Origin of the sequence: Streptomyces sp. NPDC002602, from assembly GCF_042889445.1 — a bacterium.
In the GTDB taxonomy this organism is placed as follows: domain Bacteria; phylum Actinomycetota; class Actinomycetes; order Streptomycetales; family Streptomycetaceae; genus Streptomyces.
In genome coordinates this window covers 402,126-428,316 of sequence record NZ_JBIAQX010000004.1, presented here as the reverse complement: position 1 = coordinate 428,316, position 26,191 = coordinate 402,126, and the positions used below count along the sequence as shown (strand labels likewise).

Below are 26,191 nucleotides of genomic sequence, written 5' to 3'. Positions count from 1 at the left end.
GACAGCACTAGTTCGACTCGGCCAGCACCGCCGCCACACCCCGCGCGAGGCAGGGGATGCGGTGCGAGGGGATGCCCGCGATGTTGATCCGGCCCGAGGTGGTCCCGTAGATGGCGAATCCGCCGCGCAACCGCAGCATCTGGCGCGGGTCGAGCGGCAGCATCGAGAACATGCCCTTCTGCCCTGCGAGCACGTCCGCCTGCGAACCCCAGCCGAGCGCCTCCAGGCCCGCGACCAGATCGCGCCGGTTGTCCGTGATCCGGTCGCGCATGGCGGTCAGCTCCGCCCGCCAGGTCGCCCGCAGTCCCTCGTCCTCCAGGACCGCCGTCACGATGGCGGCCCCGTGCTCCGGCGGCATCGAGTAGAGCGTGCGCGCGGCGTTCTGCAGGGCGGTCTCCACGTGCCGCAGCGAGGCACGGGAGGAACCGATGACGACGGCGCAACCGGTGCGGTCGCTGTAGAGGCCGAAGTTCTTGGAGCAACTGATCGCGACGAGCATCTCCGGCACCCGCTCGGCGAGCATGCGCGTCGGGGCCAGGTCGGCCTCCAGACCGTCGCCGAGCCCGTGGTACGCCAGATCGACGAACGGAACCCAGCCGGCACGCTCCGCGAGCGACGCCAACGCCTCCCAGTCCCGGAGGGACGGGTCCACCCCGCTGGGGTTGTGGCAGCAGCCCTGGATCAGCACGACGTCGTCGCGGCGCGCCCGCGCCAGGTCCGCCAGCATGCCGGCCGTGTCGTGGCGGCCCTCGGCGTCCACCCAGGAGTACGTGCGCACGTTCAGTCCGGCCGCCTCCAGGATGGGCCGGTGGTTGACGTAGGCGGGGTCGCTGATCCACACGGTGGTGCCCGGACGGGTCCGGCAGATCAGGTCGGCGAGCAGGCGCAGGGCCCCGCTGCCCGCGACGGTCTGCACCGCGACGGCCCGCTCGGCCGGCGCCTCGGCCGCGCCCAAACCGGGCCCCAGCACCAGTGACACCATCGCGCGGTTGAAGGCGGTGTTGCCGGACAGACCGCGGTACTCCTTCGAGGCGGAACGTTCCGCCAGGCGTATCTCGGCCTCGCGCACGGCCGCCATCACGGGCGTGCCGCCCGTCTCGTCCCGGTACACCCCGAGGACGAGGTTCAGCCGCTCGGGCCGTGCGTCGGCCCAGAACGCCTCGGTCAGGTCCCAGAGCGGGTCGACGGGCGGCGGAAGGAGGAGCTCAAGCATCTGCGGGGACCTCGGGCTGGGATCGGGGGCGCGAGCGCCGATTGGCGAGGACGACGCCGGTGGTGATGAGGGGGACACCGACGAGCACGGCGAGCGTCGGAGACTCGTCGAGCAGGGGTATGGCGAGGAGGACCACGGCGACCGGGCTCAGACTCCCGACGACGGAACTGCGCTCCGCGCCCAGCGCCCGGATGGCGTAGGCGTAGAGCAGGCCGGCGCACAGCCCGACCCCGAGCCCCTGCACCACGAGGAACAGCAGGATGTCGCCGCCCGTCGCCGAGGCCATGCCGGTGGGGAGCACGCCCGTGAGGACGAGGAGGCCCATCACCGTGACCGAGGGCAGGCACAGCAGCCCGATCGACCCGACCGGATCGAGATCGACCTCCTTGAGGCCCACCGTGTACAGGGCCCACAGCCCGCTCGCCACGAGCAGCAGCCCCGAGCCGCTCAGCACGTCCGTGTTCAGCGGGACGACGTGGCGCCAGACGAGGGCCCCGACACCGGCGGCGATCAGCGCCAGTCCGGCCGCCTGGGTCCCCCGGGGCATCCCGCGCCCGCCGGCGACCATCAGCCCCGACACGAACAGCGGGACCATGCCGGGAACGATCGACCCGACGAACGCCGCCGAGGTCAGCGAGCCGCCCTGCATGGCGGCGAGGAAGAACGGGACGCCCGCCCCACAGATGATCTTCGCGGCGGCCGCCGGGCGTACGGCCGCGATCCGGGCGCGCCGCCGCCACAGCGCGGGCGCCAGCACCAGGACCGGGACGCCGAACCGCAGCAGGGCCGCGTCGGCGGGCAGCAGGGTCGAGGTGCTCAGGGCCCGGGCGCTGAGCGCGAAGGCGGCCCAGATCAGCACGGTCACCACCAGCGCCGCCGTGCCCCGTGCCTGGGGCGAGAGCCGGCGCGCGACGGACCCGCGCGGGGGAGCCGTCGCGGGCAGGACGCTCTGCGTGACCAAGGGTTCCTCCAGCATGAGGGGGCCGGAATCGGCCACCAGGCAACGCTAGGGCCTGAGCCGGGGCAGCCGATTGCCAGTTCTGCCTCCCAGACATAGGTTTGGGGCAGAATCTGCCAAGGAGAACCGATGGACGCAGTCGATCTGCAAATCATTCGCGAATTGCAGGCCGATGGCCGGCTGTCCAACCAGGACCTGGCCGACCGCGTCCGACTGTCCCCCTCGCCATGCCTGCGCAGGGTTCGCCGACTGGAGGAGGCCGGCCTCATCCGCGGCTACACGGCGATGGTCGACCAGGTCGGCTTCGGGCTCCCCATCACGGTCTTCGTCCGGATCCGGCTGGAACGCCACACCAGCGAGGCCGTCAGGATCTTCGAAGGGCACATCGGCGGCATCGAGCACATCCAGGACTGCTACCTGATGGCGGGCAGCAGCGACTACCTGCTCAGGGTCGTGATCGAGAGCCTCCAGGCGTACGAGGCCCTGGTCCGCGACCGGATCCACGCCATCCCCGGCATCGCCTCCATCGAGTCGAGCTTCGCGTACGGCAGCGTGAAACAGTCCCGCACCTACCCCCGCCCCGCCTGAATCCCGCCCCGGTCGCGGCGGGTCACGGCTGCGACGCCGGGCCTTTGGTACGCGCCGGCCCACATCCCGAGCCCGGAACAGGGCCAATGGCCCAGTGATCCGGGCCCGAGTTGAGCCAGTGGGCCCGGGGATGGTTATCTGTGTCGTATCCATGTACTTACGGCGCCACGCAGCGCCGGACGGCGACGAGGCCGCTCCGGACCGTGGCGCCTTCGCCGTGCCCGCACACCGCCCACCACCCCCGGGCGGCCGCGGGACCGGCGTGCGTCGTATCGAGGGGGGCGGCACACCGCCGTGAAGAGGATGTTCGTGGCTCCGGACCCGGGGCGAATGAGACTCAGGAACGCGCTCCGCGCCGTGATCGGCATCGGCCTGGCCGTCGCCTCGGCCGAACTGGCCGGACTGTCCCTGACCGCCTCCATCACCGGCGGGCTGGCCGCCCTGCTGGCCCTGTTCACCGTCCTCGACGCCACCGTGCGCGCCCAGCGGGTGACCACGGCCCTGTTGCCGCTGGCGGGATTCCCCGTACTGGCCCTCGCCACGACCCTGCACGGCATCACGCTCGCGCGTGACGCGGCGTTTCTCGTCGTCGTCCTCGCCGGGGTCTACGCCCGCCGCTGGGGCCCGCGCGGCCACGCCCTCGGGGTCTTCGCCTTCATGAGCTTCTTCATCACCCAGTTCCTGCACGCGGTCCCCGCCCAACTGCCCGAACTGTTCGCCGCCGTCGGCCTGGCACTGCTCTCCGCCGGCGCCGTGCGCTTCGTCCTGTGGCCGATCGAGCGCCGGACCCCGCCGCCCCCGGCCCCGCCCGGCCTGCCCGGCACCGGCTTCGCCCGGACCACCACCCGACAGGCCCTCCAGGCCACCGCCGCCTGCGCCGTCGCGCTCAGCGTGGGCCAGGTGCTGTCCGAGGACCGGTGGTACTGGGCCGTCGGCACCGTCTGGTGGATCTTCGTGAACACGGCCTCGCGCGGCGAGACCCTGGTGCGCGGCTTCCGCCGGGTCCTCGGCACGGTCATCGGCATCGGCGTCGGCCTGCTCGTCGCCATCCCGCTGGACGGGGCGCCCGCGCCGACCGCCGCGCTGGTCGCCGTCTGCGTCTTCGGGATCTTCTACACGGCCCCCGTCTCGTACAGCTGGATGATGTTCGCCGTGACGGTCATGGCCGGCCTGCTCTACGGCCTCCTCGGCGTCCTGGACCCCGCCCTGCTCGTGCTGCGCTTCCAGGAGACGGCCGTCGGCGCGGTCTGCGCGGCGCTCGCCGTGATCCTCGTCCTGCCCGTCACCACGCACGCGACGAACGACGCCTGGATCCAGCGCGCCCTGCTCTGCGTCCGCACGTGCACCGCCGAGGCCGCCGCCCGACTGGCCGGCTCACCGCTCGCCGACCCGGCCCCGCACGCCGCCGAACTGGAACTGCTGCTGGGCCGGGTACGGCTCTCCCTGGCCCCGCTCGTCCACCCGCTCAGCCCGTACACGGCTCGCAAGGCACGGGCGCGCCACGTGTTGTCCCTCCTCGACGAGTGCGCCACGGAGGTACGGGGCCTGGTCACGGTGGCCGCCGACCCGGACGCCGGCCACGACGCCCGGCTCGCGGCGGCCTGCCGGCGCGTGGAGAGCGCCGTCGAGGCGCTGATCTCGCCCGGGACACCGGCCGGCGCCGACGGCCGAACGGCCGCGGGGCTGATCCCCGAGCAGCGCGCCGGCGAGCACGCCCTGGCCCACCTGCACGGTCTGGAGCGGCTCCTGACCCAGCTCGACGCCCCGTTGCGCACGCCCGCGCGCGGCCCCCTGGTCAGCGCCTGAGCGAGACCGGTCGGGCCGCCACTCAGGCGCGCCCGGCCGGATCCTGGTTCTGCTCCGGCACCGCCTCGGACACGCCCTCCGGCGACTTCGCCGGGGAGGGCACCGAGGCCAACAGCGGCCCCGGCCTGACGCGCCGCCCGGTCAGGTACACCGCCAACGGCTCCGTGTAGCGGGCGGTCAGCGGCCCCACGATCACCAGGATCAGCACGTACGCGGTCGCCAGCGGCCCGAGGGCCGGCTCGATGCCCGCGGTGACCGCCAGCCCGGCGATCACGATGGAGAACTCCCCGCGCGCCACCAGGGTGCCGCCCGCCCGCCAGCGCCCCTTGACGCCGACCCCGGCCCGCCGCGCGGCCCAGTGGCCGGTGGCGACCTTGGTGCAGGCGGTCACGAGCGCGAGCGCGAGGGCGGGCAGGATCACCGGCGGAATGCTGGCCGGATCCGTGTGCAGGCCGAAGAAGACGAAGAACACCGCGGCGAACAGGTCCCGCAGCGGACTCAGCAGCGTGTGCGTGCCCTCGGCGACCTCCCCGGACAGCGCTATGCCGACGAGGAACGCGCCGACGGCCGCCGAGACCTGGAGCTGCTGGGCGACGCCCGCGACGAGCAGGGTCAGCCCGAGGACCACCAGGAGCAGCTTCTCCGGGTCGTCGCTGGAGACGAAGCGGGAGATCACCCGCCCGTACCGGACGGCGACGAACAGGACCGCCCCGGCGACACCGAGCGCGATGGCCAGGGTCAGGCTGCCCGCCGCGAGGCTCACCCCCGCCAGCAGCGCCGTGACGATCGGCAGGTACACGGCCATGGCCAGGTCCTCCAGCACCAGGATGCTGAGGATGACCGGCGTCTCCCGGTTGCCGAGCCGACCGAGGTCGCCCATCACCTTGGCGATGACACCGGAGGAGGAGATCCAGGTGACCCCGGCCAGGACGACGGCCGCGACCGGGCCCCACCCCATGAGCAGCGCCGCGACCGCGCCGGGCACCGCGTTGAGGCCGAAGTCGACCAGCCCCGCCGGGTACTGGGTCTTGAGGTTGGAGACGAGATCGCTGGCGGTGTACTCCAGGCCCAGCATCAGCAGGAGCAGGATGACGCCGATCTCGGCGCCGATCGCCACGAACTCCTCGCTCGCGCCCAGCGGCAGCAGTCCGCCGTTGCCGAACGCGAGCCCGGCCAGCAGGTACAGGGGGATGGGGGAGAACTTGAGGCGCCCCGCGACCCGGCCGAGCAGGCCCAGGCCGAGGATGATCGCGCCGAATTCGATGAGGAAGACAGCGGAGTGCACGGCCTCACTCCCGTCCGAGTATCGCGGCGGCCGCCTCGACGCCCTCGCGGGTGCCGATGACGATGAGCGTGTCCCCGCCGGCCAGGCGGAAGTCCGGCGCGGGGGAGGGGCGGGCCTCGGCGCGGCGCAGTACGGCGACCACCGAGACGCCGGTCTCGGTCCGCATCCGGGTCTCGCCGAGCACCCGGCCGTTCCAGTGGGAGTGCGCCGACAGCTCGATCCGTTCGGCCACCAGCCCCAGATCGGTGGTGTGCAGGACGTTCGGACTGTGGTGGGCCGGCATGAGCGCGTCGATCAGCGACGCCGTCTCCGGCCCGGTCAGGTGCAGCGATTGGGCGCAGGCGTCGGGGTCGTCGGCCCGGTAGACGTTCACCGTGCGGGTGCCGTCCCGGTGCGCGATCACCGACAGGTGGCGGTGTTCGCGCGTGGTGAGGTCGTACTGGACACCGATGCCGGGCAGCGGTGTCGTACTCATCCGTGGAGCAGGCACAGCCCGTTCCCCCTTGATCCATCCGTGGTTGCCGTGGGGCCGCCGTAGGCGTGTTCGGGCAGGTCACGGGCCTCGGCGCGGGCCCATGCTGCCACTTTCCGAAGGCGCGTGAAATGGGTGTCGGCACGGATGGACAGGACGGGTCCGCAGCGGTGAGGGTGGGGCGGGGAAGTGGATCCCGCCGCGGGTGGGGGCCCCGCGACGGGGCTCGGGCCGGACCCGGTCGGCGGCCGATGCGGGTGGTGGAGGCGGGGGCGGCGATAGTGGGACGGACGTTCGACGAGAGAGGCGCGCTCCCATGTCGCTGTACTGGCGGATCTTCCTGTTGAACGCCGCCGTGCTCGTCGTGGCCGTGCTGCTGCTCTTCGGTCCGGTCACCGTCTCGACCCCGGTCCTCTTCGGGGAGGCGCTCGTCCTGCTCTGCGGACTGGTGGCCATGCTCGTCGCCAACGCCGTCCTCCTGCGGATCGGACTGGCCCCGCTGCAACGCCTCACCCGGGCCATGGCCACGGCTGACCTGCTGCGTCCCGGTCGGCGTCCCCGGGTCACCGGCCGCGGCGAGATCGCCGAGCTGACCGAGACCTTCAACAGCATGCTGGACCGGCTGGAGACCGAGCGGGCCACCAGCAGCGGCCGCGTCCTGTCGGCCCTGGAGGCGGAGCGCCACCGCATCGCGCGCGAACTCCACGACGAGGTCGGCCAGACCCTCACCGCCGTGCTCCTCCAGCTCAAGCACGCCGCCGACCGGGTCCCCGAACCCGTGCGCGCCGACCTGCGTCAGGCCCAGGAGACGACCCGCGCCGGCCTCGACGAGATCAGGCGCATCGCCCGACGCCTGCGCCCGGGCGTCCTGGAGGAACTGGGCCTGCACAGCGCGCTGCGGTCGCTGGTCGCCGAGTTCACCACCCCGCGCCTCGGCGTGAGCGCGCACATCACCCCGGGACTTCCGGCCCTGGCGCCCGCCACCGAACTCGTCCTGTACCGCGTCGCCCAAGAGGGCCTGACGAACGCCGCCCGGCACGCGGGCGCCACCCGCGTCGCACTCCACCTGCGCCCGCGACCCGGCGGCGGCGTGGTGTTGCTGGTCCACGACGACGGCCGGGGCGTCGGGGCCGCGCCGGAGGGCGCCGGCATCCAGGGCATGCGCGAACGCGCCCTGCTGATCGGCGCCGACCTGTCCGTCGCCCCGGGAGCCGCCGGCGGCACCGACGTACGCCTGACGGTCGCCGCCACCGCCACCGACACCGCCCACACCCACACCCACACCGACCCCGGGGAGAACGCCCGATGACCGCACCGGCCCGGATCCTGCTCGCCGACGACCACGCCCTCGTGCGGGGCGGCGTACGGCTCATCCTGGACGCCGAACCCGACCTCACCGTCGTGGCCGAGGCGGCCGACGGGGCCGAGGCCGTCGCCCTGGCCCGCACCACCGACGTGGACCTGGCCATCCTCGACATCGCCATGCCCCGACAGACGGGTCTGCAGGCCGCCCGGGAACTGGCCCGCCTCCGGCCGGGGCTGCGGATCCTGATGCTCACCATGTACGACAACGAGCAGTACTTCTTCGAGGCCCTGCGGGCCGGCGCGGGCGGGTACGTCCTGAAGTCCGTCGCCGACCGCGACCTCGTGGAAGCCTGCCGGGCCGTCCTGCGCGACGAACCGTTCATCTACCCCGGCGCCGAGACCGCCCTCATCCGCGGCTACCTCGACCGCGCCCGCCAGGGCGACCCCCTCCCGGCCCGGCCCATCACCGAACGCGAGGAGGAGATCCTCAAGCTCGTCGCGGAGGGCCACACCTCGAAGGAGATCGGGGACCTGCTCGTCATCAGCGCCAAGACCGTGGAACGCCACCGGGCCAACATCCTGCAGAAGCTGGGCCTGCGCGACCGCCTCGAACTCACCCGCTACGCCATCCGCGTCGGCCTCATCGAGCCGTGACCCCCGTCGCCGAGCCGCACAACTCGGCGAATCGCGGCGGATCTTACTCCGCACCCCGACCTTCTCGTGGCCCGCCTCCCGAAGACCACTCGGACGAGTGTTCCCCTGGCGAGGAATCCCTGCCGCTGACCTGCGAGATGTACAACGGGTGATCGGTGAATGCACGTTCATCCGGCACGTACCGGGTGGATCTGGTCGAACGGGGGGTAACGGCCCGGAATGGAAATTCTTCACCAGCGCTCCGACACCGCTCAGGTGTGGGAAGCAGCCGAGGAGTTCATCCGACTCTTCCACCGGGAGAATCCGGAAGCCGGTGATCCGCGTGCTCGACTCGCCGCCGTACGGGCCGAACTCGCGGGCACCGGAACCTACCGACACACCCCGGAGGAACTGGTGCACGGTGCCCGCGTCGCCTGGCGCAACAGCAACCGCTGCATAGGCAGGCTCTACTGGAACTCGCTGCGGGTCCGCGACCGCCGCGAACTGACCGAGGCCGACGACGTCGCCGAGGAGTGCTTCGCCCACCTGCGCGAGGCCACCAACCGCGGCCGGGTACGGCCCACCATCACCGTTTTCGCCCCGGACGCCCCGGGCCGTCCCGGCCCGCTGATCTGGAGCGAGCAACTGGTCCGGTACGCCGGGTACGGCGACCACCCCTCCATCACCGTCGGCGACGCCCGCAACGCCCCGCTCACCGGCGCCCTGCTGGGCCTCGGTTGGCCCGGCGGACCCGGCACCCCCTTCGACCTCCTCCCGCTCGTGGTCCAGGGCGTGGACGACAAGCCGCGCTGGTTCGAGACCCCCGCGGACGCGGTGCTGGAGGTCCCGATCCGGCACCCCGACGTAGCCGACGACTGGGCGGACTGGGGGCTTCGCTGGCACGCCGTCCCGGCCATCTCCAACATGTGCCTGGAGGTCGGCGGCATCCACTACCCGGCGGCGCCGTTCAACGGCTGGTACATGGGCACCGAGATAGGAGCCCGCAACCTCGCCGACACCGACCGGTACAACCTCCTCCCCGCGGTCGCCCGCCGGCTGGGCCTCGACCTCTCCAGCGACCGTTCCCTGTGGAAGGACCGCGCCCTGGTCGAGCTCAACCGGGCCGTGCTGGACTCCTTCGACCGGGCCGGGGTGACCATCGCCGACCACCACACCGAGTCCCGGCGCTTCCTCTCCCACCTGGAACGGGAGGAACGCAAGGGGCGGGCGGTAGGGGCGGACTGGTCCTGGATCGTGCCGCCGATCTCCGGTTCCGCGACCCCCGTGTTCCACCGCACGTACGAGGACCGGGCGAGCGCGACGGCCTACGTCCACCACCGCGGCGCGCAAGAAAGGGCCCAAGGGCGGGATTTGGTCTAGACCTTCTGTTACCGTCGGCTCCGAACGGATCCGGAACGGCGGAATTGAGGTACCTGTGGACGACGCGCACAGCACGGACCAAGCGGACGGACACCGGGCCCACATCGGCTCGTTCACCTCGGGGGGCGGCCGCGGTGTCACCACCGCGGCCGTGGATCCGGCCACCGGGGCGCTGACCCCGCTCTCCGTCACCGCCGCCCTCGCGGACCCCTCGTACCTCGCCCTCGCGCGGGACACCCGGGTGCTCTACGCGGTCAGCGAGACCGAGCAGGGCGGGGTCGGCGCCTTCCGTGTCACGGCCGAAGGGCTCGACCCGCTCGGCGACCCCGTCCGGGTCGGCGGGTCCGGCCCCACCCATCTCTGTGTCGCGGGCCGGCGCCTGTTCACCGCCAACTACACCTCCGGCAGCGTCAGCAGCCTCCCGCTCGCCGCCGACGGGCGGATCCTCGGGCCCGCCGCCGTCCTGGCGCATCGCGGCTCCGGTCTCGACTCCGACCGGCAGGCGTCCCCGCACGCCCACCAGGTGGTACCCGACCCCACCGGCCGCCACGTGCTCGCCGTGGACCTGGGCACCGACTCGGTACGGGTCTACGCCCTCGACCCGGCCACCGGCGAGCCGCGACCGCACGGCGAGACCGCGCTGCGGGCCGGGACGGGACCTCGCCACCTCGCCTTCCACCCCGACGGCGAGGTGGTCTACGTCCTGCACGAACTGGAGGCCCGGCTGACCGTCTGCCGGTGGACGGCGACCTCCGGGCGACTGGAACCGCTCGCCGAGGTTCCGATCGCCGCGGGCGGGCCCTCAGGGCCCGTGCGGGACCACCCCTCGGCCGTGGTCGTCTCACCCGACGGGCGTTTCGTCTGGGCCGCCGTGCGCGGCGCGGACACCCTCGTCACCTTCTCGCTCGCCGGCGGGCCCGAGAAACCGCAGCTCACCGCCATCGTCTCTTGCGGCGGGCACTGGCCGCGCGACCTCGCCCTCGACCCCTCCGGCCGCCGGCTGTACGCGGCGAACGAGCGGTCCGGGGACGTCACCTGGTTCGACGTGGACCCGCTGACCGGCCGGCCGCGCCGGGCCGGTTCGGTCCCCGTGCCCGCCGCCACGTGCGTGGTCTTCGACTGACCCGCCCGGCAGGCGGGCCCGCTCCCGCACGCCCGAGGGCCCACGCTCCAGGTCGTGGAGCGCGGGCCCTCGCGTACGGGTGTCGAGCGGGTGGTTCAGTGGGCCGCGGCGCCCAGGGTGATCCCCAGGGCGGCGCTGTACTGCGCGACGGCCAGCTTGCCGAGCGCCGGATAGGCCCCCAGCACCTCGGCGGTGGCGCAGTCGGCCTCCTTGCACGCCGTGTCCAGCAGCCCCTCGGCGGCCTCCGGGCCGATCAGGTAAGGGGCCAGCGCCAACTGCGTCGAGCCCTCGGCGCGCAGTTGCTCGGCGATCGACGCCACCGAGCCCTCCTGGTCCAGGGCGGCGGCCTTGACCGGCACCGCGAGACGGGCGGCCAGCAGCATGCCGGTGATCCCGGCGGCCCGGACGGCCTCCTCGCCGCCGGTGGTCGCCAGGATGATGCCGTCGGCGGCGGTGGTCACGGTGAACAGGCGGGCCCGGTCGGCGCGGGCCAGACCGGCCTCGGACAGCCGCACGTGCAGGCCCTCGGCGAGCAGCGGGTGCGGGCCGAGCACGTCGGCCAGCTCGGCGGCGGCCGAGGAGTCCATCAGCGCCTGGCGGACGCGGCGCAGCAGATCGCCGTCGGGGCCGGCCAGCAGGGGCACGACCACCGCGTCCGGACCGGTGGCCGGGGGCACCTCGTGCCCGGCGGCGCGGGAGAATTCCGCGCGCGCGGCACGTTCGTGCGCGACGGCGGTCAGTACGCCGGACAGCGACGGGAACTCGGAGCCCTCGACGTCATCGCCGTCGAGGTAGCCGATCCGGCCGTCGAGGCCCGGCAGCTCGGAACGGCCGATGCTGATGATCTCTTCCGCGAGTCCGCGCGAGGCGGCGGAGGGGGCACCGGGCACGGCGAGCACCAGCGCGGGCGCGCCCTCGGGCGCCACCGCGGGCTCGGGTCGGCGGTGCCGTCCGGCAGGGCGGGGTCGCGGCATTCGTACGGGCAGGCCATTGTCGGGCCCAGTGGGGGAGCTCATGGCGCCGCATGCTACTGGCTTATCGGAAGAGAGTGTTCGGGCAGGGCCTCTTCCGGCGGCTTCTGTCCGTATTTATCCGTTGAATGTCGTATAAGTTTCAACTGTACGGATCAAGTGGCGTTCGGCAGGCGCCAGTCAACCGGCTGCGCTCCCTGTCCCACCAGCAACTCGTTCGTCCTGCTGAAGGGCCTGGAACCGAAGAACCCGTTGGCCGCGGACATGGGGGAGGGGTGCACGGACTCCACGGCCGGCAAGTCGCCCAGCAGGGGCCGCAGGTTGCGTGCGTCACGCCCCCACAGCACGGACACCAGCGGCTTGCCGCGCGCGGCGAGCGCGCGGATGGCCTGCTCGGTGACGGCCTCCCAGCCCTTGCCGCGGTGACCGCCGGTCTTGCGCGGGGCGGTGGTGAGCGAACGGTTCAACAGCAGTACGCCCTGCCGGGTCCACGGGGTCAGGTCGCCGTTGAGCGGCCGGCCCGTCCCGATGTCCGCGTGCATCTCGCGGAAGATGTTGTCCAGGCTCGGCGGCCACGGACTCACCTCGGGCGCAACGGAGAAGGACAGGCCCATCGCGTGCCCCGGGGTGGGGTAGGGGTCCTGTCCGACGATGAGCACCTTCACCTCGTCGAAGGGTTGCTGGAACGCGCGCAGGACGTTCGCCCCCGAGGGGACGTACGTCCTTCCCGCCGCGATCTCGCCGCGCAGGAAGTCGCCCATCGCGGCGATCTGCGCGGCCACCGGCTCAAGAGCCCGGGCCCAGCCCGGCTCGACGATCTCGTTCAACGGTCGTGCTGCCACGGTCGATCACTCTACTGGCTCAACCCGTCACGGGAGAACGGCGGCCCTCACGCAGAGCACGTCCGGCAGGTGTTCGGCCAGGAGTTGCCAACTGTCCCCGTCGTCGTGGCTGCCGTACAACTCCCCGTTGCGGTTGCCGAAGTAGATCCCCGCGGGGTCGCCGTCGTCGGTGCAGAGCGCGTCGCGCAGGACGGTCCCGTAGTGGTCCCCGTCCGGCAACCCCCGCTCCAGGGGCTCCCAGCGGGCCCCCGCGTCCCGGGTGCGGAACACCCGGCAGCGGTGTTCGGCCGGGACGCGATCGGAGTCGGCGTTGAGCGGGAAGACGTACGCGGTGTCCGGCCGGTGCGGGTGGGCGGCCACCGCGAAGCCGAAGTCGGAGGGGAGTCCGGCGCCGATGTCGGTCCAGTCCGTGCCCGCGTCGTCACTGCGGTAGACCCCCCAGTGGTTCTGCAGGTACAACCGGTCGGCGTTTCCGGCGTCCTGGGCGATCTTGTGTACGCACTGGCCGAACTCCGGGTTCGGGTCCGGCAGGAACACCGCCGAGACCCCGTGGTTCGACGGGGTCCAGCTCGCCCCGCCGTCCCTGGTCCGGAACACGCCGGCGGTGGAGACCGCGACGGTCACGGCGTCCGGGTCGCCGGGGTGCGTGATCACGGTGTGCAGGCCCTCGCCGCCACCGCCCGGCACCCAACTCCCGCGGCTCGGGTGCTCCCACAGTGGCCGGACCAGCTCGAAGGACTCGCCCCGGTCGGTCGAGCGGAACAGGGCGGCCGGTTCAGTGCCCGCGTAGACCACGTCCGGGGCCTCGGGTCCGGCGGGATGCAACTGCCACACGCGTTCCAGCGAGGCGCCCGTGTCCCGGGGGAACCGCACGGCCGCCGCGGTGGGCTCCCGCCAGGTCGCGCCCAGGTCGTCGGAGCTGAAGACGGACGGGCCCCAGTGCGCGCTGTCCCCGCCGACGAGCAGGCGGGGGGCCGGGTCCCGGGTGTCGATCGCGACCGCGGACACGGCCTGGGCGTTGAAGTGCGGCCCGTCGAACCGCCAGGGCCCGGCGTCCGTCCGTCGGCCGATGAAGAGTCCTTTGCGGGTACCCGCGAGCAGCAGAACGTCGGACATGGCCGACACCTCCGGACTTCCTTGTCCTTCACGACAGCAGCTTTGAGCCAGTCTGCACCCGACCGCCGACAGCGGCTCGGAGTGACGTTCCGGGTTCCGGGCCGGGCCCCCCACGACCCCGCGAACCCCAGTTGTACGAGAGGTCTCGTAGTACGGGGAAATTCGTAGTACGGTAAGTCTCGTACTTAGCCGCCGAGCCCGGCGTGCGTCCGCCGACATCCGGAGAGTCCGATGAGTGCTGCCCCCGCCGCGTTTGCCGCCCTTTTCCAGCCCCGCACGATCCGTTCGGTGACCATCCCGAACCGCGTGTGGATGGCTCCGATGTGCCAGTACAGCGCCGAGGCCACCGGCCCCGCGGCCGGTGCGGCCGGCGCGTGGCACTTCGCGCACTACGCGGCCCGCGCCGTCGGCGGCACCGGCCTGATCATCCAGGAGGCCACCGCGATCTCGCCGGAGGGCCGCATCTCCCCGTACGACCTCGGCATCTGGAACGACACCCAGGTCGAGGCCCTGCGCCCGATCACCGCCTTCCTCAAGTCGCAGGGCACCGTCCCCGGGATCCAAATCGCACATGCCGGCCGAAAGGCGTCCACCGAGCGCCCCTGGAAGGGCGGCCGGTCGGTCGGGCCCGAGGGCCACGGCTGGCTGCCCGACGCACCGAGCGCGCTGCCCTTCCACGAGGGCGACCCGATCCCGCACGAGCTGACGGTCGACCAGATCCACGAGGTCACCGCGCAGTTCGTGGACGCCGCCCGCCGCTCCCTCGAAGCCGGCTTCGAGATCGTCGAGATCCACGGCGCGCACGGCTACCTCATCGGGCAGTTCCTGTCTCCGCGCAGCAACCACCGCACCGACGAGTACGGCGGCTCCTTCGAGAACCGCACCCGCTTCGCCCTCGAAGTCGTCGACGCCGTACGGGCGGTGTGGCCCGAGGAACTCCCGCTGTTCTTCAGGATCTCCGCCACCGACTGGCTGGAAGAGGACGGCTGGACCGGCGACGAGACCGTTCGGTTGGCCGCGCTGCTGCACGAGCACGGCGTGGACTTCCTCGACGTCTCCACCGGCGGACTCGCCCCCGACGCGAAGATCCCCGTGGCTCCCGGCTTCCAGGTGCCCTTCGCGGCCCGGGTCAAGGCCGAGACCTCGCTGCCCGTGGCCGCCGTCGGCCTGATCACCGAGCCGGCCCAGGCCGAGAAGATCCTGGCCAACGGGGAGGCCGACGCGATCCTGCTCGGCCGGGAACTGCTCCGCGACCCGTACTGGGCCCGCCGCGCGGCGGCCGAACTGGGCGCGGAGCCGCGCACGCCCTCCCCGTACCACCGGGCCTGGTGAACCGGGTCGGCCCGGGCCCCCACGCCCGGGCCGACCCCCTCGGGGAACCACCCCGCCGTGACACGACCCCGCCCTGACACGACCCGCCGTGACACGACCCGCCGCGAGACGGCCCCCGTGCGGGCCGTCTCGTACGGCATCCCTCGTACGGCATCCCTCGTACAATGGCGGCACGAGCAGTGACGGCACGCGTCACACCGAGCGAGTGGAGCAGGACATGGCGGAACGTGAGACCACCCGCGCACTCGCCCACCCCGACCGCGCCGAGATCCGCCTGGAGGGCGTGCTGCACGCGCTCTCCGACCCGCTGCGGCTGTCCATCGTCCGGGACCTGGCCTCCTCGGACACCGAACTCGCCTGTTCGCACTTCGCGTTGCCGGTCACCAAGTCGACGACCACGCACCACTTCCGGGTGCTGCGCGAGAGCGGCGTCGTACGGCAGACCTACGCGGGCACCACCAAGCTGAACGGCCTGCGCGGCGCCGACCTGGAGGCCCTCTTCCCCGGCCTGCTGGACAGCGTCCTCCAGGCGGCGACCGCCCAGGAGACCCGCCTCGCGACGGCCACCCCGGCGGATCCGACCGCGGATGTGGCGGCGGCTCGGGTCACGACCGCGGTCACGGCGTAGGGGGACCCGGGGAGCCCGCCGCGCCCAGCAGCCCCGACCAGTCGGGGATCTTGACGGAACGGCGTCCCAGCGACCGCCCCAGGTCGGCCTCCGCGACCTCGATGGCCAACCAGCCCGGCCACTCCACCGGCCTCAGCCCCGCCGCCCGCAGGGCGTCCAGCGGGTCGCCCGGAAGCTCACGCCGGGCCAGCGCCCCCGCGTCCTGGAGCAGCGAGGACGCCGTCTCCTTGGCGCACGGCCGGTTGGTGCCGATCACCCCGGTCGGACCGCGCTTGATCCAGCCCGCCACGTACTCCCCGACCGAGGCCCGGCCGGCGCGCAGCACCCGACCCGCCGCGTGCGGGATCGTGCCGCGCGCCGCGTCGAACGGCAGCCCGGGCAGGGGCACGCCCTGGTACCCCACCGACCGCAGGACCAGTTCCGCCGGGATGTCCTCGTACACGCCCGTGCCGGTCACCCCGCCCGCGCCGTCCTGCGCGGTCCGCTCGAACCGCATGCCGGCGACCCGCCCGTCCGTCCCGCCCAACACCATCGCCGGCCGCAGGTGGAACCGCAGGCTGACGGTCCGTTCCGGCTTCTCGGCCGCCTCGACGGTCGCCTCGGCCCAGCCCCGCAGCACCTCCAGGTTCCGTCGGGCCACGGCGGGCAGCGCGGCCGCCGCCTCCGGGTCGCGGTAGGTCGGGTCCAGGGCCAGTTCGGCGGGATCCACCCGCACGGCGACCCCCGGCAGGGTGCCCAGTTCGCGCAGTTCCTTCGTGGTGAAACGGCCCTGGGAGGGGCCGCGGCGGGCGACCATCGACACCGTCCGCAGACCACTGCCCGCCAGCACCCCGAGGGCCGGGTGCGGCATGTCGGTCGCCGTCAGCTCGGGCGCGCCCCGGGCCAGGATGCGGGTCACGTCCACCGCGACGTTGCCCGCCCCGACCACCACCGCCGAGCGCACCCCGCCCAGGTCGAAGGCCGCCGCGTCCGGATGCCCGCTGTACCAGGCCACGAAGGCCGTCGCGGAGTGCACCCCGGCCAGTTCCTCGCCGGGGATCCCCAGCAGCCGGTCCCGGGCGGCGCCGACGCAGTACACGACCGCGTGGTACAGCTCCAGCAGCCGGCCGGTGGTCAGGGTCGGGCCGCCCACCTCCACGTTCCCGAGGAAGCGGATCCGCTCGTCCTCCAGCACCGCGCGCAGACTTCCGGTCAGCGACTTGATCTTCTCGTGGTCGGGGGCCACCCCGTACCGCACCAGCCCGTACGGCGCCGGCAGCCGGTCCAGCACGTCGACCCGTACACCCGGCACCTCGCGCTGCTGGACCAGGGTCTGCGCGGCGTAGACCCCGCTCGGGCCCGAACCGACGACGGCGACACGAAGCACGGCGGAGCTCCTCCCGCAGGTGTTCCCAGCATGACACCGGGCCACCCGGCCGTCAGCCCATCGCGCGCATACGGTGGATCTCGGCGCTCTGGGTGGCCACCACCTCCGTCGCCATCTCCTCGACCGCCACGTTGTTGCCCCCGGCCAGCGCCTCGCCCGCCATCTTCACGGCGCCCTCGTGGTGGGCGATCATCAGGGAGAGGAAGAGCCGGTCGAAGTCCGCGCCCTTCGCCGCGGCGAGATCCGCGAGTTGCCGCTCCGTCGCCATGCCCGGCATCGCCCCGTGGTCGTGGGGTCCGGCGTCGGCGGAGGGCTCCGGGTGCCGGGCCCGCCACTTCTCCATGGCGCCGATCTCGGGTCGCTGCGCGGCGGCTATGCGTTCCGCGACCCGCTTGACCCCGTCGGTCGAGGCCCGGGTCGGGGCGAGCGCGCTCATCGTCAGCGCCTGCCCGTGGTGCTCGATCATGTGGCGCACGTACGTCTGGTCGGCGGCGTTGGGACTGTCGTCCGGACGCTCCCGGGCGGCCTGTTCGGGTGAGAGGGTCCGTGCCTTCTCACCCGGTCTGCCGGGGGCCACGACCACCGGCGCGCCGTCACGGGCGTCGTCCGCCGCCCCGTCCTGCCGGCAGCCGGCGAGGGTGAACAGGAGACCGGCGGTCAGAGCCGCTCCCAGGATTCGGCCGAGTAAGGCGTTTGCCATGTCCATGGAAAGGACGATACTGCCGGGGTCCAGGTTCCGTTCCCAGGAAGAGCGGAACGCACGGGCCCCCACGGGAGGCACAGTGACCTCGCACACCGTCAGAGCGCCACGCAGGAGTTCGGGGGTGGCCCTCGTGGCCGCCGGGCTGCTCTCCACGCTCCTGGCCACCGCCGGTCCGGCGGTCGCCAGCCCCGACCCGGGCGACGCGTTACCCGGCGTCGGATCCGCGCGGAGCGCCGCACCCGCCCAAGGTCGCGAACTCGCCCCCGGGGACATCCCCGGGCAGGACGAGATCGTGCACAGCCGCAACATCAAGCCCCTCGCCAACATCCCCAGCGCCAATCCCCAGGGCATCAACTCGGACCTGGCCTTCCAGGGCAGGTACGCCTACGCGGGCAGTTACGACGGCTTCACCATCTACGACATCGGCAACCCGAAGGCGCCCAAGACCGTCACCACGGTCCTGTGCCCCGGCGGGCAGAACGACGTGTCGGTCTCCGGTGACCTGCTGTTCCTCTCCACCGACTCCTCGCGCAGCGACGACTCCTGCAACAGCGTCTCGCAGCCCGCCACGGAGAAGTCCTCGTGGGAGGGCATCAAGATCTTCGACATCAAGGACAAGAAGAACCCCAAGTACATCAAGTCGGTGGAGACGGCCTGCGGTTCGCACACCCACACCCTGGTTCCGGGCGGCCGCGACATCTACCTCTACGTCTCCTCGTACTCGCCGAACGAGGCCTTCCCCGACTGCAAGCCGCCGCACGACGGCATCTCCGTGATCAAGGTCCCGAAGAAGGCCCCGACGAAGGCCTCGGTCGTCGCCTTCCCCGTCCTCTTCCCGGACGGCGGGAACCCGGGAGCGCCCGCCAACCCCGGCGTCTCCAAGACCACCGGCTGCCACGACATCACCGTGCTCCCCTCGAAGAACCTCGCCGCCGGCGCCTGCATGGGCGACGGCATCCTCTTCGACATCAGCAAGCCCGAGCAGCCGCGGGTCATCGACCGGGTCCAGGACAACGTGAACTTCGCGTTCTGGCACTCCGCGACCTTCAACGAGCGCGCGAACAAGGTCGTGTTCACCGACGAGTTGGGCGGCGGCAGCGGCGCCACCTGCAACGAGGCCACCGGCCCCGACCGGGGCGCGGACGGGATCTACGACATCACCGGGCGCGGGGACCAGCGCAAGCTCGTCTTCAAGAGCTACTTCAAGATCCCGCGGCTCCAGGCCGACACCGAGAACTGCGTGGCCCACAACGGCTCGCTGATCCCGGTAGGCGGCGGTCGCGACGTCATGGTGCAGGCCTGGTACCAGGGCGGGATCTCGGTGTGGGACTTCACCGACTCCACCCGGCCCAGGGAGATCGCGTACTTCGAGCGCGGCCCCCTGACCACCGACACGCTCGGCCTCGGCGGTTCCTGGTCGGCGTACTACTACAACGGACACATCTACTCGAACGACATCGTCAAGGGCCTCGACGTGCTGCGGCTCGACGACCGGCGCACCGACAGCGCCAAGCGGGTGTGGATGGACGGCCTCAACGTCCAGACCCAACCCGAGTACCACTGACCCCGCTCGACGACAGGGCACTCACCGTGCCGAGGGGAACGATCCGCCGGGCGGTCCGCCGTCCGGCGGATCGCCCATCTCCCAGTCCAACGCGTACCGCTGGAACAGCTCGGCCCGCAGCCGGGTCCCCGGCATCGGCGCTCCCGGCAGCAGCACCGCCACCACCGCGCCCATCAACAGGGCCCGCAGCAGCGGATAGTCGGTGTCCACGTCCGCCGACCCGTAGCGGGTGACCGTGTCCCGCAGCAACCCCGCGAGCCGTTGTTGCTCGACGCACTGGACGAACCCGTCGGCCTGGAGGATGCCCGCCATGTGGGTCCGCATCAGCCGCGGCCGGTCCCGGGCCAGGCCCAGGATCGCGTCGATCGCCCGGGCCAGCCGCTCGCGGCCGTCATCCGTCGGAGGATCCCGTTCCAGGGCCGCTTCCAAGGTCAGGTGCATCAGGCGGTGCACGGCGGACTGGAGCAACTGCCGTTTGCCGGGGAAGTAGTACGAGACCAGGCCGCGGGCCGCGCCCGCGCGGTCCGCGATGTCGCCGAGGGTGGTGGCCTCGTAGCCGCGCTCGGCGACGAGTTCGACCGTGGCTTGCAGCAGCCGCTCCCTGGAACGTCTGCGCAATTCTTCATTGACCGATGCGCTGCGCGGGGACATGCTTACTCCTGCGTTGACTGGCTGTGAGCCAATATACTCAGCGCACGAGATCGTCTGCTCTGGGCGACGCGGGGGATCGCCCAGAGCAGGCAGGATCCAGCGGTCTGGTGAAACGATTCAGCCGGGTACCTGGCGATCACTCGCGCCGGCCGGCTCCTCGCGCCGGCGCAGCAGTCGGGTGATCGCACCGCCGACGACGATCAGGCCGACGCCGAGCCACCACGTGTTGTCGAAGATCAGCACGGCGATGCCCACCGGGATCAGCAGCCCGGCCAGCGGGAGCAGCAGTTTGGAGACCGGTGGCGCGGGCAGGCCGCGGGCCTTGGCGCGCGCGACGTCCGGGTACCACTCGGTGAAGCGCAGGGCCGCCACGATGGCCAGGATCTGGATGATCCAGCCCGTCCAGATGTTGTTCGGGTTGTGCAGCACCAGGTCGCCGAAGGCGCCCGCGACGGCTGCCGCCAGGAAGGCGAGTCCCCAGACCCCGGTGATCGCGTAGTTCGTCCGCAGGAAGGCGGGCGTCTTCCAGAGCGAGGGGTCCACGCGCTCACGGGCGTACTGGAGGGTGAAGGGCATCCGCACGGCCATGGAGCCGAACGCGATGACCACCAAGGCGATGTTGGAGACCTCACCGGCATACGTTTCCAGCCACCGTAGGGTGCCCGGACTCGCCGTGAGGCCCACGATGCTGAGGACCCCGAAGAAGACCAGGTCGGACAGTTCCAGGAGCTTCCACGAAGAGCCGCGGTCGACCAGTCGGCCCCCCACCACGAGGGTCAGGGAGATCACCAGGGCCAGCGCCACCGCCCACTCGAACCGTCCCGGTCCCACCAGCAGCGAGAACGCGATCCAAGGGGAGATCCCGACGAAGGGATTGTTCAGGATGCCGGACACCTTGCCGACGACGGGGGAATGGGTCGCTCTTGCCATGGGCTCCGGCCTTCCTGCCGCCCGCACCCTGCCTCAGGTTCCTGCCTCACGTTCCAACGTACGCCGGACCGTCGCGTTCGACGCGTGGAGCCGCGAGGACCCGGACGCGAGCACGGAAGGGTCGGGACGCGAGCACGGAAGACGCGAGCACGGAAGGGTCGGGACGCGAGCCGGTCCGATCAGGAACGCGGCAGCAGGAAGTGCGCGCCGACCCCGGCCGCGTCCACGTGCACGACGTGCGCACCCACCCGGACCGTCTGGGTCCCGCCGGCACGCCACGATCCCTCGTCGCCACGCGTCCCCCCGGTGGCATCGTCGGCCCCGTCGCCCAGGGGGATCCAGACCTCAAGAAAGGTGCTCCCGTCGAGGTTCGTGCCGGTCTCCACCAGGCCCGCCCCCTCCCGGCGCAGGGTTCCCACGTCGTGCCCGGGGACGCCCACCTCGTGGTGGAAGGTGACCTGCCCGCCCTCGTAGGAGGTGGTGCCGGCGAAACCGCGACTGTCCGCGTAGAACCGGCCGCTCTGGAGCCACACGACGGTGTCGGTCTCCCGCAGCGGTCCGCCGTCACGGCTGATTCCGGCGCGCGACCAGGCGCCGCGCGAGGGTGCGTCCATGATCACAGCCTGCCACAGGGCCGGGGATCGCCGGGGCCCCGACCGGCGTCGCGCGCCGGACGAGCGCATCCTGGGCACAGGAGTCGTCGCCCGATCCGGACGAGGAGACGATCGTGGACGGAAGACTGAACGCAACGGTGGCCCTGGTCACGGGCGCGTCGAGCGGCATCGGAGAGGCCACGGCGATGACCCTCGCCCGGGAGGGTGCGGCCGTGGCCGTCACCGCGCGTCGGGGCGACCGGCTGGCCGAGCTCTGCGACCGGATCCGCGACGCGGGCGGCACCGCCCTGGCGCTCACCGCGGACATGACGGACGAGGCACAGGTCCGTGAGGCGGTCGAGCGGACCGTGACCGAACTGGGCAGGCTCGACACCCTCGTCAACAACGCCGGCCTGATGATCCTCGGCCCGGCCGCCGGCGCGACCACGGAGGAGTGGCGCCGCATGGTCGACATCAACCTCACCGGCCTGATGAACACCACCCACGTCGCGCTGCCGCACCTGGTGAGCGCCGCCGCCGACAGCCCCCGGCGGGTCGCCGACATCGTCAACGTCTCCTCCGTCGCGGGCCGGATCGCCTTCGCGGGCAGCTCCGCGTACTGCGCGACCAAGTACGGGGTCGTCGCCTTCAGCGAGGCGCTGCGCCAGGAGACGGCGGACCACCACGTACGGGTCTCCGTCGTCGAGCCGGGCAGCGTGGACACGGAGCTGCGCGACCACAACAGTCCGGCGGTACTGGAGGCCCTCACCCGGCGGTTCGGCGGGATCGACCGGCTCCAGTCGCAGGACATCGCGGACGCGATCGGCTACATCGTGGGCCGGCCGCGGCACGTCGCCGTGGCCGAGATGCTGGTCCGACCCACCCAACAGGTCTGACCCCGCCAACGGGACCGCCTCCCTCGACGGGACCGCGATCCTCGACGGGACCGCCACCCCCGACGGGACCGTGACCCCTCAGGCGGGGCCGGGTGCTCCGGGCGACGCGGGGGGTCGCCCGGAGCGGGGCCGCCACTGCGTCACGAGCGCGACCAGGGCCACGCCCAGCAGCCAGCCGGCGAGCACGTCCGAGAACCAGTGGACGCCGAGGTAGAGCCGGGTGAGGCCGACGCCGAGGACGGAGACGACGGCGAGGATCCACGCGGCGGCCGCCCCCGCCCGCGGGGTCTTCTCGGGCAACAGCCAGAGCAGCGTCCCGCACACCACGGTCGCCGTCATCGCGTGCCCGGACGGATACGCGGCGAAGTGCGCCGAGTCCACCGGATCCGGCCACTCCGGCCGCTCCCGACCCACCAGCGCCTTCAACCCCTGCTGCACCACCGAGGCCACGAGCGCGGCGACCGCGACCCGCATCGCACGATGGCGATCGCCCCGCCACCACAACAGGAGGCAGGCCGCCACGGCCAGGGCGCGCATGGTCCACGGGTCCCAGACCCAGTCGGAGAGCACCCGCGCGAGATGGGTGACCCCGGGGTGTGTGACGGCGTGCGCGTGCAGGTCCCGGGCGACCCCGTCGTCGTAGGAGATCAGCGGGTCCCACCGTCTCACCACGAGCGCCGTCAGGACGGCGGCGAGCAGCGCGCAGGAGATCCCGGCAATCCGTACGAGGTCATTCCGCATACGGTGATCCTCGCACCGCGCGCGACCGGGGTCCTACGTCAGCGCGCTGAGGCCCGGTACGAACGCGACCAGCAGCGGCACCGCCGGGACCAGGGTCGCCAGGGCCGTCAGACGCAGCCGGCGGACCGGCGACAGGCGGGGCGCCGCCGACAGCAGGCGCCGCACCCGCTGCGGTACGTGGGCCTGCGGGGTCGGGCAGGGGCCGAAGACACCGCGGTCCTCGTTGAGCCCCACCAGGGCGAGCGCGATCGTCAGCCGCCCGAAGCGCCGCGAGGCCACGTCGTCGGCGGCCAGCTCCACCAACCGGTGCATCTCGGCCTCGAACGCCGCGAACACCGGGATCTGCGGGAATCCCTGGGCGAGCGCCCGCGAGCAGTGCAACAACCAGTCGTGCCGGGCCGCCACGTGACCCTGTTCGTGCGCCAGCACCGCGTCCAGTTGGCTGCCCTTGAGCCGACCCAACGCCGCGGTGCTGACCACCAGGCGCGGGACCGCCCCCGGCTGCCACCACGCCTCGGGCCGGGGCCCCTCCAGGACGACGAGCCGCGCCGCCGCGGGGTCCTCGCCGGGCAACAGCGGGGCCCGGTCCCGGAGCTCGGCCGCCCCCACGAGCCGCCGGGCCCGCGCCCGCAGCACCTCGCGCGTCAGCATCGCTCCCGTCCACAGCCCGCCGCCCGCGAGGACCAGCGCGGTGCCGATGGCCCAGGGGCCGCCCGCCGCACCCAGCGCGTACGCGTCGGCCACCCCGTGCGGGGCGGACGCGAAGAGCCGGCCCCGGACCGCCAGCCAGGCGGCCGCCGCGCTCAACACCATCGACAGCGCCAGGCACAGGAGCACCGCGCCCACCACGCACTGCCACACCCACAGCGCGACGACCGGCTCACGGTCGGGCCATCGGGCCCGGGCCAGCAGACGGGGAGCGAGCACAGCGGTCAGTGCGCCGAGCAGCAGAAGGGCGGCGGGGACCATCATGGTCGCCAGCCTATGAGCGCGGGACCGCCCCCCGGTATCGCCTCGGCGCATTGGTGACGCAGGACACGTGTCGCCGCGGCCCGACCGGCACCTCACATGCCCGGCAGCATCGCCAACATGCCGATGCCCATGGCGAGTCGACAGGCCCGGGTCAGGTCGCCGGTCCCGCCGACGGCCGGCGCGAGGGACCGCCCGCCCGCCGCGGACACGATCGGCCGGCCGCCCCCGCCGGCCGTCAGCCGGGCCCCGGCGAGCAGGACGTACCCCGTGAAGTAGACGAGGAGCACCCCGGTCACCAGCGGCACCCCCCGCGCCGCCCCGACCGCCGGGCCGTGCCCGTGCCCGGCGGTCATCGCCAGGCCCTGGTAGGCCATGTAGGCCATGGCCAGGGAACCCACCAGGTGGTGCGCGTGGTGGGCGCCGTCGCGCAGCAGCCACAGCGCGTGCACGGCGGCGGCGCAGAACGCGCCCAGCAGGATCCGCGCGCCCCACGCCCCGGTCCCCGGCGGCACGGCCATCACGGCCATCCCGAGCCCCATCACGGCCTCGCCCGCCGCAGGTCCCCGGCCCTCCCCGCCGGCTCTGCTCGCGCGCAGCAGACAGTAGGTCCCGCTCACGGCGCACAGCAGCACGAGCAGCCAGGCGGAAAAGACGGAGGAGATGGAGGACATCGCGGATCCGTGCACGGCGGAACCCCCCGGTTCGTCGGCTTCACCGGAAGAGATGCCCCTGTCCGAAGGTCCGCACGCCGGCCCGGGTTAGGCTCTCCGTACCGTGCCAGGCGCGGCATGTGCCCAGAGGAAGAACGGAGCCGTCGATGTCGACCGCCCACCCCACCGAACTGAGTTATCGCAGCGCCGTCGAGGCCGACGTGCCGGAACTGGTGACACTCGTCGAGTCGGCCTACCGCGGGGACGCCAGCCGTGGCGGCTGGACCACGGAGGCGGACTACCTCGACGGACAGCGCACCGACGCCAACGGCGTCCGCCAGGTCATCGGCGGACCGGACAGCGTGCTCCTCGTCGTCGAACGCGCGGGCGAGATCATCGCCTGCTGTCACCTCGCGCACCGGGGCGACCACGCCTACTTCGGGATGTTCGCCGTCCGCCCCGGCCTTCAGGGCGGCGGCCTCGGCAAGGAGATCCTGGCCGAGGCGGAGCGGCGTGCCTACGAGCAGTGGGGCGTCAAGGAGATGCGGATGACGGTGATCAACGTACGGGAGGAGCTCATCGCCTACTACGTGCGCCGCGGCTACGAGCGCACCGGCGAGCTGAGCCCCTTCCCGTACGGCGACGAACGTTTCGGCAAGCCGCGCCGCGAGGACCTGGCCTTCGAACTGCTGGTCAAGTCGCTGTAGCACGCCCTGCGGGTGGCCGGGCCCCCGCGCTCGGCGGGAGCGGTCAGGCGGTGAAGCGGCCCGTGCTGCGGATCTCCGGGAAGTCCGTGATCACACCGTCCAGTTGGAGGGCGCGCGCCAGCCGCAGGTGCTCCAGGGTGTTGACGGTCCGACCGGTCACCCGCAGCCCCTCCGAGTGGAGCGACTCCACCATCGCCAGAGTGAGCCGGTGGATGTCCAGGGCGACGGTTCCGGCGCCCGCTGCCGGCGCCCGGTCCTCGATGACCCTGCGCTGCGCCTCGGGCTGGTCGGCGTAGAGGCAGCCGCGCACGCCCGGCACCAGCCGGGTGACCTGTTCGAGCACCGCGTCGTGGAACGAGGCGACCTCGACCCGCGAGGTCAGGTCGCGGCGCAGGATCCACCGGGCGAGCGCCTCGGCGGTGGCCGGGTCCTGGACGCAGACCTGGAGCGGTACCTCCACCGTGTCCGCCACCTCGTCCAGGACCGGCACCCGTTCGCCCTGCCCGGCGTCCAGCGCGCGCAGTTCGGCCAGGGTGAGTTCGGCGACGGGGCCGGCTCCGTCGGTGGTGCGGTCCACCTCCTCGTCGTGCAGTACGACGAGGGCGCCGTCCTTGCTCAGGCGTACGTCCAGGGCGATGACGTCCATGCCGGATCGCTGCGCGCGGGCGAACGACCGCAGCGTGTTCTCCGGTTCGACGCCCATGACCCCGCGATGACCGATGGTGAGGAAAGTCAAGGTTCTCTCGCTTCCGTCGACGGCGGCTCC

Annotated in this window: 26 protein-coding genes and 1 pseudogene; 11 read left to right on the top strand and 16 right to left on the bottom strand. The window is 72.8% G+C overall.

Translation table 11 applies throughout. The annotated features are described in order from the left end of the window. Positions 1-7 precede the first annotated feature (7 nt). A complete protein-coding gene (locus tag ACFYW3_RS15050) occupies positions 8-1,213 on the bottom strand; it encodes an aromatic amino acid transaminase (protein WP_389386476.1) in 1,206 nt (401 codons plus the stop codon). Further along, positions 1,206-2,210 (bottom strand): DMT family transporter, encoded by a 1,005-nt coding sequence (locus tag ACFYW3_RS15045; RefSeq protein ID WP_351751210.1) that lies wholly within the window; start codon positions 2,208-2,210, stop codon positions 1,206-1,208. The genes ACFYW3_RS15050 and ACFYW3_RS15045 overlap by 8 nt, the downstream gene beginning before the upstream one ends. Positions 2,211-2,300: 90 nt before the next feature. Between ACFYW3_RS15045 and ACFYW3_RS15040 the strand changes: the two genes are divergently transcribed. Together ACFYW3_RS15040 and ACFYW3_RS15035 are read left to right on the top strand one after the other, a co-directional pair. Next, positions 2,301-2,759, top strand: a complete 459-nt coding sequence (locus tag ACFYW3_RS15040; protein WP_351751212.1) for an Lrp/AsnC family transcriptional regulator — start codon at positions 2,301-2,303, stop codon at positions 2,757-2,759. A 303-nt stretch (positions 2,760-3,062) separates the two neighbouring features. Beyond that, positions 3,063-4,565, top strand: coding sequence for an FUSC family protein (locus ACFYW3_RS15035; RefSeq protein ID WP_351751320.1), 1,503 nt, complete (start codon positions 3,063-3,065; stop codon positions 4,563-4,565). 22 nt (positions 4,566-4,587) lie between these two features. Here ACFYW3_RS15035 and ACFYW3_RS15030 read toward each other — a convergent pair whose 3' ends face one another. Further along, positions 4,588-5,850, bottom strand: coding sequence for a cation:proton antiporter (locus ACFYW3_RS15030; RefSeq protein WP_389386475.1), 1,263 nt, complete (start codon positions 5,848-5,850; stop codon positions 4,588-4,590). A 4-nt stretch (positions 5,851-5,854) separates the two neighbouring features. Beyond that, complete coding sequence (locus tag ACFYW3_RS15025) at positions 5,855-6,325, bottom strand: cation:proton antiporter regulatory subunit (protein WP_053678243.1); 471 nt, start codon at positions 6,323-6,325, stop codon at positions 5,855-5,857. Between the two features lie 313 nt (positions 6,326-6,638). Here ACFYW3_RS15025 and ACFYW3_RS15020 point away from each other — a divergent pair, with 313 nt between their 5' ends. The 4 genes from ACFYW3_RS15020 to ACFYW3_RS15005 all read left to right on the top strand — a co-directional run bounded on the left by ACFYW3_RS15020 (position 6,639) and on the right by ACFYW3_RS15005 (position 10,763). Continuing rightward, positions 6,639-7,631, top strand: coding sequence for a HAMP domain-containing sensor histidine kinase (locus tag ACFYW3_RS15020; RefSeq protein ID WP_389386474.1), 993 nt, complete (start codon positions 6,639-6,641; stop codon positions 7,629-7,631). Beyond that, the gene (locus ACFYW3_RS15015) at positions 7,628-8,281 is read left to right on the top strand and encodes a response regulator transcription factor (protein WP_351751216.1); all 654 of its coding nucleotides are present in this window, start codon (positions 7,628-7,630) and stop codon (positions 8,279-8,281) included. Before ACFYW3_RS15020 ends, ACFYW3_RS15015 begins: the two co-directional genes overlap by 4 nt. Before the next feature lie 219 nt (positions 8,282-8,500). Further along, entirely contained in the window at positions 8,501-9,640 is a 1,140-nt protein-coding gene (locus ACFYW3_RS15010) for a nitric oxide synthase oxygenase (RefSeq protein WP_389386473.1), read from the top strand. 55 nt (positions 9,641-9,695) lie between these two features. After that, on the top strand, positions 9,696-10,763 hold the full coding sequence (locus ACFYW3_RS15005) for a lactonase family protein (RefSeq protein ID WP_389386472.1): 1,068 nt from the start codon (positions 9,696-9,698) through the stop codon (positions 10,761-10,763). A 95-nt stretch (positions 10,764-10,858) separates the two neighbouring features. On the opposite strand, the gene ACFYW3_RS15000 is transcribed toward ACFYW3_RS15005, so the two are convergent. The 3 genes from ACFYW3_RS15000 to ACFYW3_RS14990 form a co-directional block, all read right to left on the bottom strand. Beyond that, the gene (locus tag ACFYW3_RS15000; protein ID WP_351373039.1) at positions 10,859-11,779 is read right to left on the bottom strand and encodes a hypothetical protein; all 921 of its coding nucleotides are present in this window, start codon (positions 11,777-11,779) and stop codon (positions 10,859-10,861) included. 110 nt (positions 11,780-11,889) lie between these two features. Beyond that, complete coding sequence (locus tag ACFYW3_RS14995; RefSeq protein WP_351751222.1) at positions 11,890-12,576, bottom strand: uracil-DNA glycosylase; 687 nt, start codon at positions 12,574-12,576, stop codon at positions 11,890-11,892. A gap of 27 nt (positions 12,577-12,603) precedes the next feature. Beyond that, entirely contained in the window at positions 12,604-13,692 is a 1,089-nt protein-coding gene (locus tag ACFYW3_RS14990) for an exo-alpha-sialidase (RefSeq protein WP_351751223.1), read from the bottom strand. 231 nt (positions 13,693-13,923) lie between these two features. Between ACFYW3_RS14990 and ACFYW3_RS14985 the strand changes: the two genes are divergently transcribed. Then, positions 13,924-15,024: an NADH:flavin oxidoreductase/NADH oxidase gene (locus tag ACFYW3_RS14985; RefSeq protein ID WP_389386471.1), complete on the top strand. Its 1,101-nt coding sequence runs from the start codon at positions 13,924-13,926 to the stop codon at positions 15,022-15,024. A gap of 217 nt (positions 15,025-15,241) precedes the next feature. After that, positions 15,242-15,586: pseudogene (locus tag ACFYW3_RS14980) on the top strand (ArsR/SmtB family transcription factor); the annotation flags it as partial. A gap of 55 nt (positions 15,587-15,641) precedes the next feature. Here the strand turns inward: ACFYW3_RS14980 and ACFYW3_RS14975 are convergent. Next, entirely contained in the window at positions 15,642-17,018 is a 1,377-nt protein-coding gene (locus tag ACFYW3_RS14975) for an FAD-dependent oxidoreductase (protein ID WP_389386470.1), read from the bottom strand. Between the two features lie 52 nt (positions 17,019-17,070). Next, positions 17,071-17,724 carry a DUF305 domain-containing protein gene (locus ACFYW3_RS14970; RefSeq protein WP_389386469.1) on the bottom strand — a complete coding sequence of 218 codons (654 nt, stop codon included), beginning with the start codon at positions 17,722-17,724 and terminating at the stop codon, positions 17,071-17,073. A 76-nt stretch (positions 17,725-17,800) separates the two neighbouring features. Between ACFYW3_RS14970 and ACFYW3_RS14965 the strand changes: the two genes are divergently transcribed. Beyond that, positions 17,801-19,285 (top strand): LVIVD repeat-containing protein, encoded by a 1,485-nt coding sequence (locus tag ACFYW3_RS14965; protein ID WP_389386468.1) that lies wholly within the window; start codon positions 17,801-17,803, stop codon positions 19,283-19,285. Positions 19,286-19,306: 21 nt separating this feature from the next. Here the strand turns inward: ACFYW3_RS14965 and ACFYW3_RS14960 are convergent, their stop codons facing one another. The 3 genes from ACFYW3_RS14960 to ACFYW3_RS14950 form a co-directional block, all read right to left on the bottom strand. Then, complete coding sequence (locus ACFYW3_RS14960; RefSeq protein WP_351751232.1) at positions 19,307-19,936, bottom strand: helix-turn-helix domain-containing protein; 630 nt, start codon at positions 19,934-19,936, stop codon at positions 19,307-19,309. A gap of 117 nt (positions 19,937-20,053) precedes the next feature. Continuing rightward, entirely contained in the window at positions 20,054-20,866 is an 813-nt protein-coding gene (locus tag ACFYW3_RS14955; protein ID WP_351751234.1) for a hypothetical protein, read from the bottom strand. Positions 20,867-21,045: 179 nt separating this feature from the next. Further along, a complete protein-coding gene (locus ACFYW3_RS14950) occupies positions 21,046-21,480 on the bottom strand; it encodes a hypothetical protein (protein WP_351751235.1) in 435 nt (144 codons plus the stop codon). A gap of 113 nt (positions 21,481-21,593) precedes the next feature. Here ACFYW3_RS14950 and ACFYW3_RS14945 point away from each other — a divergent pair, with 113 nt between their 5' ends. Continuing rightward, positions 21,594-22,355: an SDR family NAD(P)-dependent oxidoreductase gene (locus ACFYW3_RS14945; protein WP_351751236.1), complete on the top strand. Its 762-nt coding sequence runs from the start codon at positions 21,594-21,596 to the stop codon at positions 22,353-22,355. 78 nt (positions 22,356-22,433) lie between these two features. On the opposite strand, the gene ACFYW3_RS14940 is transcribed toward ACFYW3_RS14945, so the two are convergent. The 3 genes from ACFYW3_RS14940 to ACFYW3_RS14930 all read right to left on the bottom strand — a co-directional run bounded on the left by ACFYW3_RS14940 (position 22,434) and on the right by ACFYW3_RS14930 (position 24,739). Further along, positions 22,434-23,096, bottom strand: a complete 663-nt coding sequence (locus tag ACFYW3_RS14940) for a phosphatase PAP2 family protein (RefSeq protein WP_351751238.1) — start codon at positions 23,094-23,096, stop codon at positions 22,434-22,436. 33 nt (positions 23,097-23,129) lie between these two features. Beyond that, positions 23,130-24,068: a M56 family metallopeptidase gene (locus ACFYW3_RS14935; RefSeq protein WP_389386467.1), complete on the bottom strand. Its 939-nt coding sequence runs from the start codon at positions 24,066-24,068 to the stop codon at positions 23,130-23,132. A gap of 92 nt (positions 24,069-24,160) precedes the next feature. Further along, a complete protein-coding gene (locus ACFYW3_RS14930) occupies positions 24,161-24,739 on the bottom strand; it encodes a DUF5134 domain-containing protein (protein ID WP_351751241.1) in 579 nt (192 codons plus the stop codon). Positions 24,740-24,885: 146 nt separating this feature from the next. Between ACFYW3_RS14930 and ACFYW3_RS14925 the strand changes: the two genes are divergently transcribed. Continuing rightward, complete coding sequence (locus tag ACFYW3_RS14925; protein ID WP_351751243.1) at positions 24,886-25,425, top strand: GNAT family N-acetyltransferase; 540 nt, start codon at positions 24,886-24,888, stop codon at positions 25,423-25,425. Positions 25,426-25,468: 43 nt separating this feature from the next. Here the strand turns inward: ACFYW3_RS14925 and ACFYW3_RS14920 are convergent, their stop codons facing one another. Beyond that, positions 25,469-26,161: a glycerophosphodiester phosphodiesterase gene (locus tag ACFYW3_RS14920; RefSeq protein ID WP_389386466.1), complete on the bottom strand. Its 693-nt coding sequence runs from the start codon at positions 26,159-26,161 to the stop codon at positions 25,469-25,471. Between the last annotated feature and the right edge of the window lie 30 nt (positions 26,162-26,191).